Origin of the sequence: Rubrivivax gelatinosus, from assembly GCF_016583785.1 — a bacterium.
GTDB lineage: Bacteria > Pseudomonadota > Gammaproteobacteria > Burkholderiales > Burkholderiaceae_C > Rubrivivax > Rubrivivax gelatinosus_B.
The window spans coordinates 1-13,677 of the sequence record NZ_NRRU01000063.1 but is presented as its reverse complement, the minus strand read 5'-3'; the positions used below and the strand labels follow the sequence as shown (position 1 = coordinate 13,677).

Genomic DNA, 13,677 nt, shown 5'->3' with positions numbered 1-13,677 from the left:
GATGGCGCAGGCCGAAGCGCACGCGCGCGCCCCCGCCGGCGCGCGCCGGCCGCGTGTGCTCTTCGTCGCCGAGGCGGCGACGCTGGCGCACCTGGCACGGCCGGCGGCGCTGATGGCGGCGCTGGATGCCGCCCGCGTCGACTGCGCGCTGGCCTGCCCGGAACACGCACGCCGCTTTCTCGGTGCCGACACCGACCGCTGGCTGCCGCTGGCGGCCGCCAGCGATCCGGCAGGTTTCGCTGCGCGGTTGCTGCGCGGCGCGCCGCTGTTCACCGTGGCCGAACTGGAAGCGGCGGTGCAGGCCGACCTGGCGCTGTTCGAGCGCTGGCGGCCGGACCTCGTCGTCGGCGACTTCAGGCTCTCGCTGTCGGTCAGCGCGCGCCTGGCCGGCGTGCGCTACGCCGCGATCTGCAACGCCTACTGGAGCCCGTACAGCCCGCAGCGCCGGCTTCCGGTGCCGGTGCTGGGCTGGACCCGGTACGCGCCGCTGGCACTGGCCCAGGCCGGCTTCGACCTGCTGCAGCCGCTGCTGCTGGCGCCGCACTGCCGGCCGCTGAACGCGCTGCGGGCCGCGCACGGGCTGGCACCGCTGGGCCCGGATCTGCGGCGCATCTACACCGATGCCGACGAGGTGCTCTACGCCGACTCGCCGGCACTGTTCCCGCTGCCCGGCGCGCCGGCGACGCACCGGCACCTCGGGCCGGTGCTGTGGTCGCCGCCGGTCGCGCCGCCGGCCTGGTGGCACGAGCCGCAGGGCGACAGGCCCGCGGTCTACGTGACGATGGGCAGCTCGGGCGACCGTCACGCGCTCGAGGTCGTGCTCGACGCGCTCGAGCCTCTGGGCGTCCAGGTGATGGTGGCGAGCGCCGGCCAGGCCGCGCCGCGGCCACGGCCGTGGCTGCGCAGCGCCGACTACCTGCCGGGAGAGGCCGCGGCCGCGCGCGCCGGGCTCGTCGTCTGCAACGGCGGCAGCCCGACCTCGCAGCAGGCGCTGGCCGCCGGCACGCCGGTGCTCGGCATCTGCAGCAACATGGACCAGATGCTGAACATGCGCGGCCTGCAGGCCGCCGGCGCCGGCCTGGCGCTGCGCGCCGACCGCGTCGACGCCGGGCGCGTGCGCGCCGCGGCGGCCGCGCTGCTGGCACGTGCCGACGGCGCCGGGCGCGAGACGCTGCGGCGCCTCGGCACGACCGATTTCCGCGCCCGTTTCGTGCGTTTCGTCGACGAGGCCACCGGCCTCGCACCGGCACCGGAGGCCCGCCGATGACGTCTGCCACCGACCCCGACCCCGAGGGCCTGCTCCGCCACTGGGACGTCATCGTCGTCGGCACCGGCATCGGCGGCGCGACGCTGGGCCACGCGCTCGCGCGCGCCGGGCGCCAGGTGCTGTTCTGCGAGCTCGGCGACCTCGGCGGCAGGCCGCAGCGCGGCGAATACGCCGAACTCGCCGACGGCGGCGACGGTCGCTCGCTCGGCCCTGCCGACGCCGCGCGGCTGGCCGCCGCCGGCCGCTGCGCCGACACCATCGTCGACCGCAGCGGCGCGCGCGAGCACAGCTTCGTGCCCTTCATCGGCCACGGGCCGGGCGGCTCGAGCGCGCTCTACGGCATGGCGATGGAGCGTTTCCTGCCGGCCGACTTCGAGCCCGGGCGTTTCGGCGGCGCGGCCACCGACGCCGAGATCGTCGAGCGCTGGCCGGTGTCGCACGCCGAACTGCTGCCTTTCTACGCCCGCGCCGAGGCGCTGTACGGCGTTCGCGGCGACGCCGACCCGCTGGCCGAGCACCCGCCGCAACTGCCCGAGCCGCCGCCGCTGTCGCCGGCCGGAGCCGAGTTCGCGGCCTTCCTGGCCAGCCGCGGCCTGCACCCGTACCGCCTGCCCAGCGCCTGCGACTACCGCCCCGGCTGCGGCGCCTGCCAGGGTTTCCTCTGCAGCAGCGGCTGCAAACGCGAAGCCGGCAACGCCTGCCTGGAGCCGGCGCTGCGCGAACACGGCGCGGCGCTGCTGAGCGGCTGCCGCGTGCTCGAAGCGCTGGCCGACGGCCGCCGTGCGACCGGCGTGCGCTGCCTGCAGCGCGGCCGCGTGCTCGAACTGCGCGCGCGCAGCGTCGTGCTCGCCGCCGGCGCGCTGCAGTCGCCGCTGATCCTGCTGCGCTCGGCCGGCGGCGCCGGGCTGGGCAACGGCTCGGGGCTCGTCGGCCGCAACCTGATGCGCCATCTGATCGACGTCTACCTGGTGCGCCCGCGCGGCGCGGCCGGCGGCTTCGACAACCGGCGCAAGGAGATGGCCTGCAACGACTTCTACGTCGACGGCGACCGCAAGCTGGGCACGCTGCAGTCCTTCGGCCGGCTGCCGCCGGCACCGATGCTGTTCGGCTCGCTCGCGAGCGACCTGCGCGCCTCGCGCTGGGGCTGGGCGGCGCCGGCGCTGGCACTGGCGCGGCCGCTGATGAAGCCGGTGCTGAACGACATCTCGCAGGGCTGGATCACACTGGCGACGATTGCCGAGGACCTGCCCTACCGCGACAACCGCGTCGCGCCGCACGCCGACGGCCCCGGGCGCATCGTGCTCGAGTACCGGCTGCGCGCCGAGGCGCACGAGCGCATGCGCCGGCTGCGTGAGCATCTGGAGCGCACGCTGCGCGGCCGCGCCTGGCGCCGTCTGGATCAGGTGGCGAACAACCAGCGCATCGCCCACGTCTGCGGCACCTGCCGCTTCGGCGACGACCCGCGCCGCAGCGTGCTCGACCGCGACAACCGCGTGCACGAACTCGACAACGCCTACGTCGTCGACAGCTCGTTCTTCCCGTCCAGCGGCGGCACCAACCCCAGCCTGACGATCGCGGCCAACGCGCTGCGAGTAGCCGAGCGCATCGATCGCGCGCTGGACTGAGGGCCGGCGGGGCTGTCGGGCGCCTTTACACCCGCCCTCGGCCAGCCTTCGTAAATCCGCACTTTCTTCTTCCGCGACAAGGACTTGCGCGGCGTGGCACAGCGGTTGCTTTTCCTGATTACAAGGCAGGGCACGCCGCCCAGACCTGCAACGAACCTCAAGGAGTCCGAATGCGCAAAAGCATCCTGGGCGCACTGATCAGCAGTGCATTCGCCATCGCCGGCCCTGCCCACGCCGGCCTGATCCTGGACCTCGACGGCGCCGGCGGCGTCCCCGCGGTCGAAGTCACCGCGCTCGACTGGTCGCAGACCAGCTTCCTGGCGCAAGGCGCGAATGCCGCCATCGCCGCGTTCGCCGGCGGCGCCACCGGTTCGAGCACCCAATTCCAGGTCTACACGCACGCCAAGCTGACCGGCTACACGCTGGCCAACGGCGGCACCTCGACCTCGCTGCCGAGCGCCTTCACCGACAAGGCCGAGATCACGATGGTCGCCGGCTACACCGAGAAGGTGACCTCGGTGAACGCCACGGCCACGATGGCGACCTTTGCCACGACCGGCGCCGGCTGGCTCGAGATCTACTACGACACCACCCCGGACGCTGATGACCTGACCGGTTCGGGCTTCAACGACGGCCTGCTGATCGCCAAGCTGACCGGCGTCGGGATCGACAGCACCGGCCTGTTCATGATCACGAGCAGCACGCAGATCGCGCTGGACCAGTCCAGCGACGGCAACGACTACGACGGCCAGCTGACGATCAGCGGCATCGGCAGCCAGGAATCCGTGAAAGCGGGCACCGGCGACATCGAACTGGACGGCGACTTCTTCAAGTCGACGCTGGAAGGCTTCGTGATCGACTACGAGAACATCTCGATCGGCCTGCCGTTCCGCGGCGCCAACCCGTCCGACTGCTTCAACACAACGACCAACGCGGGCGCCATCGGCAGCAGCAACAACTCGACCTGCGATACCACGCACGTCGACGGCCTGTACTCCGCGAACGGCGGCTCCGGCGGTTACACGCCGGTGGTCGGCGGCACCAACGGCGGCTCCGGCCCGATCGAAGGCCCGGACTTCGTCGCCCAGACCGACTTCAACTCCGCCGTCAACGGCGTGCCGGAACCGGGCACCCTGGCTCTGGTCGGCCTGGCGCTGGGCACCGCCGGCTTCGCGGCTTCGCGTCGCCGCCGCAGCTGATCGACGATCTGAGTTCAAAAACGGGGGGCTTCGGCCCCCCGTTTTGTTTTTGTCGCCCCACGAAGCGACGGCCGCACGGTGACGGAACCCCGTGTTCGTGACGCCGAACCATCAGGAACCGGGAAAGATGGTCGGTTCATGACCGAAGTCACGGTTTATCCCCCTACGGCGCGCTAGGGGCGCCGATCCCGCGAGCCGGGGGTTGTGGCTGCATCAGGCCGATCCCTACAGTGACCGCACAGGTCACGCCTGCTTGCAACCGCTACAAACACCCTGCCCGGCGCCAAGACCGGTCTGTCGGCATCACCGCCCCGCCCCCGGGCGAGGGGCCGTCGCCACGGAACCGTCACCCGGAAGCGACCATGATCCGCATCTTCAACCACTACGTGCATCGCCAAACACTGCTGCAGGTGTCCTCGGACTGCGCCCTGCTGGTGCTGATGCTCGTGGCGGTTTTCTTCGTGCCCTTCGGCCATGCGCCCGAGCTGCTGTCGGTCGCCGGGCCGCACGTGCTGTCGCTGGCCGCCGGCATGGTCGTCATCAGCGCCGCCACCGGCATCTACCAGCGCGGCCCCAATCTGACCCCGGTGCAGACCTGCGCCCGCGCCGTCGCGATGCTCGTGATCGCGCTGCCGCTGGCCTGGCTGACCTTCGGCCTGCTGCCGGCGGCGATGCCCGACCGGCACGTGGTACAGGTCGCGGCGATGGCCGGCGTCGCAGCCGTCGTCGCCCGCCGCGTCTACGTCACCCACTGGGGCGCGCGCGACCACGACCGCATGCGCGTGCTCATCTTCGGCACCGGCACCGCGGCGCAGATCGTCGGCCAGACCCTGATCGCGTCCGACCCGAACGTCGAGATCGTCGGCTTCGTGCCCGGCCCCAACGAGAAGGAAGCGGCGGTGCCGGCAGAGCAGATCTTGCACTGCGAGCATTCGCTCACGACGACGGCCAAGGAACTCGACGTCGACGAGATCGTCGTCGCGCTGACCGAGCGCCGCGCCGGCAGCATGCCGCTGCGCCAACTGCTCGACTGCAAGCTCTTCGGCGTCAAGGTCTACGACCTGTCGACGCACTTCGAGAAGCGCCTGGGCCAGATCCGCATCGACTTCGTCAACGCCGGCTGGCTGGTCTTCGGCGAAGGTTTCAACCAGGGCGCGCTGCGCACCGCGATCAAGCGCCTGTCGGACATCGTCTTCAGCCTGCTGCTGATCGTGCTGGCCGCGCCGATCATGTTGCTGGCCACGCTCGCGATCAAGCTCGACAGCCGCGGCCCGGTGTTCTACCGCCAGGAGCGTGTCGGCCTGGGCGGCACCAGCTTCATGGTGACCAAGTTCCGCAGCATGCGCACCGACGCCGAGAAGGACGGCAAGCCGCGCTGGGCGACGGCCCAGGACGACCGCGTGACGCGCGTCGGTCACATCATCCGGCTGCTGCGCATCGACGAGCTGCCCCAGCTCTTCAACGTGCTCAAGGGCCAGATGAGCCTGGTCGGCCCGCGGCCGGAGCGGCCCTTCTTCGTCGAGCAGCTGACGCGCGAGATCCCGTTCTTCGCCGTGCGCCACAGCGTCAAGCCCGGTGTCACCGGCTGGGCCCAGGTGCGCTACCAGTACGGGTCCACCGTCGAGGACTCGCAGCAGAAGCTGCAGTACGACCTCTACTACGTGAAGAACCACTCGCTGTTCCTCGACCTCGTCGTGCTGTTCGAGACGGTCGGCGTCGTGCTGACGGGCAAGGGGGCGCGCTGACCCTCCGGCGGGGCTCCTAGAATCCTCCGCTCCGTCCACGGAGCGCCCGCCGGCGCAGCCTGAACCATGGAACGCCCCGAGGCCGAACTCGCCCTGCTCGGTTTCGCGCTCGCGGCGCTGGTCCACGCCGGCTTCGTGCTGTCGCTCGCACGCGGCGCCGAGTGGCGCCAGCAGCACGGCCGCAGCGCCCAGAACTTCCTCGCCGCGCTCGTGGCCACCGTGGTCTGGGCGCTGGCGTCGTTCTGGCAGGCCGCCCATCCGACGCTGGCCGGCGGCTACGCTGCGGCGCTGCTTGACCTGCTGCGCCTGGGCCTGTGGCTGCGCTTCATGCTCGCGCTGCTGGAGCCCGCCGGCCGCGACACGGCCGACCCGGCGCTGCGCCCCTTGCGCAGCGCCGCCGGCCTGGCGCTGCTCATCACGCTGTGCACCCTGGTCGGCATCGGCCTGGCGCGCGAGCCCGCGGCGCTGCTGCGGCTGCTGTTCGGCGGCTGGCTGCTGATCGCCGTCGTCGGGCTGGTGCTCGTCGAGCAGATCTTCCGCAACCTGCCCGAGGACTCGCGCTGGAACGCCAAGCCGGTGTGCCTGGGGCTGGCGCTGCTGTTCGCCTTCGACCTCTACGTCTACGCCGAGGGCGTGCTCTTCGGCCGCCTGGATGCCGACGCGCTGGGCGTGCGCGGCCTGGTCGTCGCGCTGGCGATGCCCTGGCTGCTGGTGGCGGCGCGGCGCCGGCGCGACTGGATACGCGGCCTGCAGGTCTCGCGCTCGGCGGCTTTCTACTCGGCGACGCTGATCCTGGTCGGAGCCTACCTGCTGGTGATGGCCGGCCTCGGCTACTGGGTGCGCGACTTCGGCGGCGACTGGGGCCGCGGCCTGCAGATCGTGCTCGCCGCCGCCGGCGTGCTGGGGCTGGCGCTGCTGGTGCTGTCGGGCGCGGCGCGCGCGCGGCTGCGTGTCTTCGTCGGCAAGCACTTCTTCAGCTACCGCTACGACTACCGCGAGGAATGGCTGCGCTTCACCGCGATGCTGTCCTCGCGCGGCTCGCCGCAGGAGATCGGCGGCCTGGTCGTGCGCGGCCTGGCGAACATGGTCGAGTCGCCCTCCGGCAGCCTGTGGCTGCGCGGCGGCGCCGACGGCGTCTACCGCCAGGCGGCACGCTGGAACGTGCCCGAGGTCGAGGCCGGCGAGAGCGCCGACTCGGCGCTGGTCGGCTTCCTCGCCGAACCCGGCTGGGTGGTCGACCTCGACGAGTTCCGCGACTCGCCGCGGCGCTACGGCAGCCTGGTGCTGCCGTCCTGGCTGCCGACCGGCGGCGACACCTGGCTCGTCGTGCCGCTGCCGGTGGCCGGCGAGCTGCTGGGTTTCGTCACGCTCGGACGGCCGCGCACGCGGCTGGAGCTGAACTGGGAGGTGCGCGACCTGCTGAAGACCGCCGCGCGCCAGGCCGCCGGCATCCTGGCGCAGATGCAGGCAACCGAGGCCCTGCTCGAAGCCCGCAAGTTCGAAGCCTTCAACCGCATGTCGGCCTTCGTCGTGCACGACTTGAAGAACATCGTCACCCAGCTGTCGCTGATGATGAAGAATGCCCAGCGACTGCACGCCAACCCGGAGTTCCAGCAGGACATGCTGATGACGGTCGAGAGCTCGCTCGAGAAGATGCGCCGCCTGATGCTGCAGTTGCGTGAAGGCGCGACGCCGCCGGGCGGCGCGCGCGGCGTCGAGATCGCCGCCATCGTGCGCCGCATCGCCGCCACCGCCCGCAGCGCCGGGCGCACGATCGAGGCCGACTGCACCGAGGGCCTGGCCACGCGCGGCCACGAGGAACGGCTCGAGCGCGTGCTCGGCCATCTGGTGCACAACGCGCTCGACGCCACGCCGCCCGAAGGCCGCGTCTGGGTGCACGCGGCGCGCCACGGCGGCCAGGTGCGCATCGAGGTCGGCGACACCGGCTGCGGCATGAGCGAGGACTTCGTGCGCAACAAGCTCTTCCGCCCGTTCAGCAGCACCAAGGCGAGCGGCATGGGCATAGGCTCCTACGAGAGCTTCCAGTACCTGCGCGAACTCGGCGGCAGCATCGACGTCGCCAGCCGCGTCGGCGAAGGCACCGTCATCACGCTGCTGATGCCGCTGTTCGAGACCCACGCTTCTTCCGACCTCCGGATGTCCGCATGAGCCTGAACCCAGACAACGCCGGCCGCGTGCTGATCGTCGAGGACGACCTCGCGCTGCAGAAGCAGATCAAGTGGTCGCTGGACCGCTACGACTGCGCCACCGCCGCCGACCGCGAAGCCGCGATCCTGCAGTTCCGCCGCGTCCAGCCCTCGGTCGTGACGATGGACCTGGGCCTGCCGCCCGACCCCGACTCGGTGTCCGAGGGCTTCCGGCTGCTCGAGCAGCTGCTGGACCTGGACCCGCACGCCAAGGTGATCGTGCTCACCGGCCAGAACGACCAGGCCAACGCGCTGCGTGCGGTCGCGCTGGGCGCCTACGACTTCCTGGCCAAGCCCTTCGACCCCGAGGTGCTGGGCCTGACGATCGAGCGTGCGATGCGCCTGGCCGAGCTGCAGGCCGAGAACCGCCGCCTGCAGGCGCTGCAGCAGCCCGACGCACTCGCCGGGCTGATGACGCGTGACCCGGAGATGCTGCGCATCTCGCGCATGGTCGAGCGTGTCGCCACCAGCGGCGCCACCGTGCTGCTGCTGGGCGAGAGCGGCACCGGCAAGGAGGTGCTGGCCCAGGGCCTGCACCAGGCCTCGCGGCGCAGCGGGCGCTTCGTCGCCATCAACTGCGCGGCGATCCCCGAGACCCTGCTCGAGAGCGAGCTCTTCGGCTACGAGAAGGGCGCCTTCACGGGCGCGGCCAAGACGACGCCCGGCAAGATCGAGACCGCCAACGGCGGCACGCTGATGCTCGACGAGATCGGCGACCTGCCGGCGGCGCTGCAGGCCAAGCTGCTGCGCTTCCTGCAGGAACGCAAGATCGAACGCCTGGGCGGGCGCCAGGAGATCGCGGTCGACGTGCGCGTCGTCGGCGCGACGCACCAGAACCTGCAGACGCTGATCGCCGACGGGCGCTTCCGCGAGGACCTCTACTACCGGCTCGCCGAGATCGAGGTGAAGATCCCGCCGCTGCGCACGCGCCAGGGCGACGCGGTGCTGCTGGCGCATGCCTTCCTGCGCCGCTTCGCGCAGGAGCAGCGCCGCGGTGCGCTCGTCTTCAGCGAGGACGCGCTGCAGGCCATAGACGCCCACCCCTGGCCGGGCAACGTGCGCGAGCTGCTCAACGTCGTCAAGCGCGCCTCGATCATGGCCGACGGCACCCGCGTCACGGCCCCGGACATGGGCCTGCAGGCGCCGGCACGCGAAGGTGCGGCGGCGAGCACCGAGTTCGACCTGCGCGCGGCACGCGAGGCGGCCGAACGCCAGACCGTGATCGCCGCGCTCGCGCGCACGAACAACAACATCGTCAAGGCTTCGGAGCTGCTCGGCATCAGCCGCCCGACGCTCTACGATTTGATGCACCGACTGGCCATCAAATGAACGGCCGGCAACAGGGGGACAGCGTGAGACTTCACTTCCAGCGCATCGCGATCGCGGCCGCCATCGCCGCGGCGCTCGCGACGGTGGCCGGCTGCGGGCGCAAGTCCGAAGGCGAAGGCATCGCCGCGGCCAAGACCCATCTGGCGGCCAACGACCGCGGCTCGGCCATCATCGAGCTGAAGTCGGCGCTGCAGCAGGACCCGCAGTCGGGCGAGGCGCGCTACCTGCTGGGCAAGACGCTGATGGAGAGCGGCGACGTCGCCTCCGCCGAGATCGAGCTGGGCAAGGCACACGACCTGCGCTTTCAGGACAGCCTGGTGCTGCCGCTGCTCGCCAAGGTGATGCTGGCGCGCGGCGAAGCCAAGCAGGTCGGCGACCTGTACGCGCGTGTCGAGCTGCCGGACCCGGTCGCCGCCGCCGAACTGAAGGCACAGGTGGCGCTGGCCTTCGCCGCGCAGGGGCAGGCCGAGCGCAGCCAGGCCGCGGTCGACCAGGCCTTGCGGTTGAACCCGAAGAACATTGCCGCCCGGCTGCAGGAAGCGCGGCTGCAGGCGCGCAACGAGAAGCCGGCGCAGACGCTCGCGCGCCTGGACGGCATCCTCGCCGACGACCCGAAGAACGCGAACGCCTGGCTCTTCAAGGGCAACGTGCTGCGCTGGGGCCTGGGCGACAACGAGGGCGCCGGTGGCGCCTACCGCCAGGCGCTGAAGGTCGAGCCGCGCCACCTGCCCTCCTACGCGGCGCTGGTGCCGCTGCTGCTCGAGAAGGGCGACGTCGCCGGCATGCGGGCGCTGGTCACGTCGATGAAGCAGGTGCTGCCGCAGCATCCCGACACGCGCTACTACGGCGCCCAGGTGGCGCTGCTGGACAACGACGTCAAGCAGGCGCGCGACAGCGTGCAGCAGTTGCTCAAGATGGCGCCGACCAGCGTGCGCCTGCTGCAGCTGGCCGGCGCCATCGAGCTGCGCGACGGCCGGCTGCTGCTCGCCGAGACCTACCTGAACCGGGCCATCCAGCAGGAGCCCGAGCTGGTGACGGCGCGCCGGCTACTGGCGCAGTCGCAGCTGCGCTCGGGCCAGCCGGCCAAGGCGCTGGCGGCGCTCAAGCCGCTGCTGGACATGCCCCGGCCCGACGCCGCGACGCTGGCGCTGGCGGCCGAGGCCCATCTGCAGAACGGCGAAGCGGCACTGGCAGAACGCTACTTCACGCGTGCGGCGACGCTGGACCCGAAGAACCCCAAGGTCTCGACCGCGCTTGCGCTGACCGAGATCTCCAAGGGCCACGTCGACGAGGGCTTCGCCAAGCTCGAGGACATCGCCACGCATGACCCGGGCACCTACGCCGACCTGGCGCTGATCAGCGCCCGGCTGCGGCGCCAGCAGCCCGACGCCGCGCTCGCCGCGGTCGACCGGCTGCAGAAGAAGCTCGAGAAGGAGCCGCTGCCCTACTTCCTGCGCGGCCGCATCCTCGGCCAGCGCGCCGACGCCGCCGGTGCCCGCGCCGCCTATGCGAAGGCGGCCGAGCTCGACCCCGCCTACTTCCCCGCCGTCGCCGGCCTGGCCGCGATCGACGTCGCCGAGAACAAGCCCGAGGATGCCCGCAAGCGCTTCGAGGCCCTGCTGGCACGCGACCCGCGCGACTACCGCGCGCTGCTCGCCGTCGCCGACCTGCGCCAGCGCGCGGGGGCAAAACCGGCCGAGATCGCGGCGCTGCTGGCGAACGCGGTCAAGACCAACCCGGGCGAGGCCACGCCCCGGCTGCTGCTCATCGAACACCACCTGGGCCAGGGCGACAGCAAGGCGGCGCTGACGGTGGCCAGCGAGGCCGTCGCCGCGCTGCCCGACGACATGCGCCTGCTCGACGCGCTCGGCCGCTCCCAGCTCGCCACCGGCGACCTGCAGCAGGCACTGGCCTCCTTCGGCAAGGCCGCGGCCGCCCAGCCCGAGTTGCCGGGGCCGCAGATGCGGCTGGCCGACGCCTACCTCAACGTCAAGAACGGTGACAAGGCCACCGAGACGCTGCAGCGGCTGCTGAAGCAGACGCCCGACTACCTGCCGGCGCAGCAGCGCCTGGTGCAGCTCGCGGTGCTGGACAAACGCTACGACGACGCGCTCGCCATCGCCCGGACGGTGCAGAAGCAACGCCCGAAGGAGGCGGTGGGCCTGCTGATGGAAGTCGAGATCCGCTCCGGCCAGAAGCAGTGGGCTGCGGCGCTGGACGTGACGCGCGTCGCGCTGCAGCGCAGCCGCACGACACTGGTCGCGATGCGGCTGCACGCGTTGACGACGCTGGCCGGCCGCCAGGCCGAGGCCGAGCGCTTCGCCGCCGCCTGGGAAAAGGAGCATCCGCGCGACGCCGAGTTCCAGAACCACCTGGCGGGCGTGGCGCTGGAGCAGCGCCAGTTCGCCGCCGCCGAGGCGCGCTACCGTAAGGTCGCGGCACTGCGCCCGAACGATGCGCTGGCGCAGAACAACATCGCCTGGCTGATGGTGCAGCAGGGCAAGCCGGGGGCGGTCGCCGTCGCCGAGCGGGCGCTGCAGCTGTCGCCGGGCAATGCCTCGCTGCTGGACACGCTGGCGCTGGCGCTGGCGGCCGACAAGCAGATGCCGCGTGCCCTGCAGACCCAGCGCGAAGCCATCGCCAAGGCCCCCGAGGTGCCGGACTACCGCCTCAGCCTCGCCCGCCTGCTGATCCTGTCGGGCGACAAGGACGGCGCGCGCGGCGAGCTCCAGGCGCTGGCCAAGATGGGCACCAAGTTCAGCGGCCAGGCCGAAGTCAGCCGCTTGCTCAAGACCTTGTCATGATCCGAACCCGTACCGTCGCCGCGATCGCCGTCGCGGCGCTGCTGGCCGCCTGTGGCGGCCCGTCCGAAGAAGAACTGCTCGCGTCGGCGCAGCAGGCGCTGGCCCAGCACGACAGCAAGTCGGCGACGATCTCGCTGAAGGCCGCGCTCCAGAAGAACCCCGATCTGGCCGAAGCCCGGCTGCTGCTGGGCACGACACTGCTGGCCAGCGGCGACGCCGCCGGCGCCAGCGTCGAGCTGCGCAAGGCCGCCCAGCTGAAGCTGCCCGAGGCCCGCGTCGTGCCGCCGCTGGCGCGCTCGCTGCTCGCGGCCGGCGAGGAACGTCGCATCGTGCAGACCTGGGCCACGACCCGGCTCGGCGACGCGGCCGCCGACGCCGACCTGTCGACGACGCTGGCGCTGGCCTACCTGCGGCTGGACCAGCCCGCCAAGGCGCAGGAAGCCGTCGCCGCGGCACTGCAGGCGCAGGCCGGCTTCGTGCCGGCCCAGTTGCTGAAGGCGCGCATGCTGGCGGCGCAGCAGGACCTGGACGGCGCGATCGCCCTGCTCGACGCGGTCACGGCCCAGGACGCCGGCCGCGCCGACGCCTGGGTGCTGAAGGGCCAGCTGCTGCAGCACGGCCGCCACGACCGCGACGCGGCGCTGGCCGCCTACCGGCGCGCGATCGAAGCTGACCCGAAGCAGATGGCCGCGCACCAGGCGCTCGTCGGGCTGTTGCTGGCGGCGGGCGACCTGCCCGCGGCGCAGGCCCACGTCGAGCAGCTCAGCAAGACGCTGCCCGACCTCGCCGGCACCCGGCTGCTGCAGGCCCAGATCGCCTACCTGCGCGGCGACTTCGAAGGCGCGCGCCGGCTGACGCAGCCGCTGCTGCAGGCGACGCCGAACAACGCCGTGCTGCTGCAGCTGGCCGGCGCCACCGAGTACCAGCTGCGGGCGCTGCCGCAGGCCGAGACGCTGCTGGCACAGGCCGTCAAGCTGGCGCCGGGCCTGCCGCTGGCGACGCGGCTGCTGGCCGAGACCTATCTGCGCACCGGCCAGGCCGACAAGGCGCTGGCGCTGCTGGAACCCGAGCTCGACGGCGGCAAGGCCGGCGCCGAGACCCTGCTGCTCGCCGGCCAGGCGCACCTGCAGAACGGCGACCTGCGCCAGGCCGACGCCGCTTTCGCCCAGGCGGCGAAGCTGGCACCCGACGACCCGCGCGCGCGCACCGCGCTCGCGCTCGGCAAGATCGGCCGCGGCGACAGCGGCGCCGGCCTGGGCGAACTCGAGGCGCTGGCCGCGCGCGACACCGGCATCACCGCCGACATGGCGCTGATCGCCTCGCAGCTGCGCCGCGGTGAGCGCGCCAAGGCGCTCAAGGCCATCGCCGCGCTCGAAGCCAAACGGCCCCAGGACGCGCTGCCCTCGCTGATGCGCGGCCGCGTGCTGCTCGCCGGCAGCGACCGCCCCGGTGCCCGCGCCGCCTTCGAGCACGCGCTGGCGCTGGACGCCGCGTACTTCCC

8 protein-coding genes are annotated in these 13,677 nt (G+C 72.4%); all 8 read left to right on the top strand.

From position 1 onward, the window contains the following. Position 1 precedes the first annotated feature (1 nt). A complete protein-coding gene (locus CKO43_RS16335) occupies positions 2-1,267 on the top strand; it encodes a glycosyltransferase (RefSeq protein ID WP_200379257.1) in 1,266 nt (421 codons plus the stop codon). Next, positions 1,264-2,892, top strand: a complete 1,629-nt coding sequence (locus tag CKO43_RS16330; RefSeq protein WP_200379256.1) for a GMC oxidoreductase — start codon at positions 1,264-1,266, stop codon at positions 2,890-2,892. Before CKO43_RS16335 ends, CKO43_RS16330 begins: the two co-directional genes overlap by 4 nt. 170 nt (positions 2,893-3,062) lie before the next feature. Then, positions 3,063-4,091, top strand: a complete 1,029-nt coding sequence (locus CKO43_RS16325; RefSeq protein WP_200225968.1) for a PEP-CTERM sorting domain-containing protein — start codon at positions 3,063-3,065, stop codon at positions 4,089-4,091. 362 nt (positions 4,092-4,453) lie between these two features. Further along, positions 4,454-5,836, top strand: coding sequence for a TIGR03013 family XrtA/PEP-CTERM system glycosyltransferase (locus CKO43_RS16320; protein ID WP_200225966.1), 1,383 nt, complete (start codon positions 4,454-4,456; stop codon positions 5,834-5,836). Positions 5,837-5,902: 66 nt separating this feature from the next. Continuing rightward, positions 5,903-8,005, top strand: a complete 2,103-nt coding sequence (gene prsK / locus CKO43_RS16315; RefSeq protein WP_200225964.1) for an XrtA/PEP-CTERM system histidine kinase PrsK — start codon at positions 5,903-5,905, stop codon at positions 8,003-8,005. Further along, positions 8,002-9,372 carry a PEP-CTERM-box response regulator transcription factor gene (prsR, locus tag CKO43_RS16310; protein WP_200379255.1) on the top strand — a complete coding sequence of 457 codons (1,371 nt, stop codon included), beginning with the start codon at positions 8,002-8,004 and terminating at the stop codon, positions 9,370-9,372. Before prsK ends, prsR begins: the two co-directional genes overlap by 4 nt. A gap of 23 nt (positions 9,373-9,395) precedes the next feature. Next, a complete protein-coding gene (prsT, locus tag CKO43_RS16305) occupies positions 9,396-12,176 on the top strand; it encodes an XrtA/PEP-CTERM system TPR-repeat protein PrsT (protein WP_200225960.1) in 2,781 nt (926 codons plus the stop codon). After that, positions 12,173-13,677 (top strand): XrtA/PEP-CTERM system TPR-repeat protein PrsT (prsT, locus tag CKO43_RS16300; protein WP_200379254.1); only part of this gene is annotated, 1,505 nt, incomplete at its 3' end. The genes prsT (CKO43_RS16305) and prsT (CKO43_RS16300), both read left to right, overlap by 4 nt.